Genomic DNA, 509 nt, shown 5'->3' on the forward strand with positions numbered 1-509 from the left:
GCATTACCAAAAAACGAGAAACTCAACTTAAAGGTCAATGCGTCTTTAGGCTTTGAGAATGCGCAACTCGTTTCTACTAAACCATTAGGTAAAGATAAATTAGCGCTTGAGACAAATTTGATTGGCTTGACGGGGGAGCAGGGTGTACTGCCTCAGCATTACAGTGAGCTTGCATTGCATCGACTGAAAGAAGGCGATCATGCGATGGTGGACTTCTATGACATTTTTAACCATCGGCTTTTATCCCTCTATTATCGAAGTTGGCAATTGAGTCAGTTAACCATACAAGCGCGTGCGCATGCAAAAAATCAGCGCTCCCCATTAACTGATTGCATGTCGTCATTGACTGGCAATGGGAATGATCTAGCACTGCATTATGGCGGCATGTATGCATCTCCAACACGAAGTAAAGGTGCATTGAAGAGCATTTTGGAATGTTTGTCTGGTTGCCAAATTCGTATTCACGAGTTTCAAGGTCAATGGATGCGACTGTCTAAATCTGAACAAAC

1 protein-coding gene is annotated in these 509 nt (G+C 43.0%); it reads left to right on the forward strand.

From position 1 onward, the window contains the following. A partial coding sequence (locus R7R24_RS30620) for a type VI secretion system baseplate subunit TssG (RefSeq protein ID WP_318120704.1) occupies window positions 1-509 on the forward strand: 509 nt, incomplete at both ends.

It is taken from the genome of Vibrio sp. 704, assembly GCF_033339295.1.